General features: G+C 48.6%; 2 protein-coding genes. Both read left to right on the top strand.

What is annotated here, in order from left to right; translation table 11 throughout:
• Positions 1–414: 414 nt before the first annotated feature.
• On the top strand, positions 415–828 hold the full coding sequence (rpsF, locus tag KDK17_RS07095; RefSeq protein WP_257281575.1) for a 30S ribosomal protein S6: 414 nt from the start codon (positions 415–417) through the stop codon (positions 826–828).
• A gap of 96 nt (positions 829–924) precedes the next feature.
• Positions 925–1,149, top strand: coding sequence for a 30S ribosomal protein S18 (rpsR, locus tag KDK17_RS07090; RefSeq protein ID WP_034835335.1), 225 nt, complete (start codon positions 925–927; stop codon positions 1,147–1,149).
• The last annotated feature ends 206 nt before the right edge of the window (positions 1,150–1,355 follow it).

The raw sequence follows: 1,355 nt of genomic DNA, 5'->3' as shown, positions 1-1,355 counted from the left end.
TTACCCCGGCCTTGACGGTGAAGTGAAAGGTTTCATCGATGTATCCGGAAGCAAAAGTGCGATAATTAATAGAAATTTATTCAGCTTACCCACTGGCGACCATTTGTTGAGAGAAAGTGGCAGGATTGAAAGATATCGTAGAAGGTCTGTCGATCTATCTCAATAAAAAGCAGCATCGGGCTTCAGATTCTCGGACTCTCCAGCGTTATAACGCAGACTGCCATCGGTTTATAATTCTTGCAACCATGGTCACACTTCTCTAAAATCCTCCGCTCTTTGTATGCTGGGCGTGGTGTGCAGGCATCTTTCAGGTGGTTGTCATTTCAAGCCCATCTCCTTGCCTTACTGCTCTGAGAATGGAACGTATGTTTCATTTGAAGTGTGGGAGGCTGTTTAACCCGTAAGGAGCAAATAATGCGTCATTACGAGATTGTTTTTCTGGTGCATCCTGACCAGAGCGAGCAAGTACCAGGCATGATAGAGCGTTACACACGTGCTATCAGCGAAAACGGCGGTCAGGTACACCGTCTTGAAGACTGGGGTCGTCGTCAGCTGGCTTACCCAATCAACAAGATCCACAAGGCTCACTATGTTCTGATGAACATCGAGTGTAGCAACGAGATCCTGGACGAACTTACAGATAACTTCCGTTATAACGACGCAGTTATCCGTAACATGGTGATCCGTCGTGATGAGGCTGTTTCCGAGCCATCCATCATGATGCAGGCTGAAGAGAAGCGTGAGCGCCGTGACGATCGTCGTGAAGAGCGTCGCGAAGAAGCTGCTGAAGCGCCAGAAGCTGCTACTGAAGAAGCCGCTGCTGAGTAAGTCGTCCTTAATACTGTCTCTGGCTCAAGGCTGTTTCAGTCCAAGGCTGGCAGGATTAAGAACATCACCATTTGTTGAATTCAAGGAGACGTTGCAATGGCACGTTTTTTCCGCCGCAGAAAGTTCTGCCGTTTCACCGCTGAAGGCGTGAAAGAGATCGATTACAAAGATCTGAACACCCTGAAAGCTTATGTTTCTGAAACTGGCAAGATCGTACCAAGCCGTATCACCGGTACCAAAGCCCGTTATCAGCGTCAGCTGGCGACAGCTATCAAGCGTGCGCGTTACATCGCACTGCTGCCATACACTGATCGTCACTGATCAGTCGGCAAACTCTGGAACTGAAGGTATTGCTTGATGCGTAAACTGGCGGAACTGGTAATGAAAAGCCCGAAACATTCATTGTTTCTGGCGGTCATATTTGCCTGTATTCCCATGCTTTTCTGGTTAAGTGCGGCCATTGTATCCCTGGTGGTACTGCGTCGCGGCATTGACCACGGGCTGAAAGTCCTGATATGGGCTCTGTT

Origin of the sequence: Endozoicomonas sp. SESOKO2, assembly GCF_024606245.1 — a bacterium.
Classification (GTDB): domain Bacteria; phylum Pseudomonadota; class Gammaproteobacteria; order Pseudomonadales; family Endozoicomonadaceae; genus Endozoicomonas_A.
This window is presented reverse-complemented; position numbering and strand designations above follow the sequence as displayed.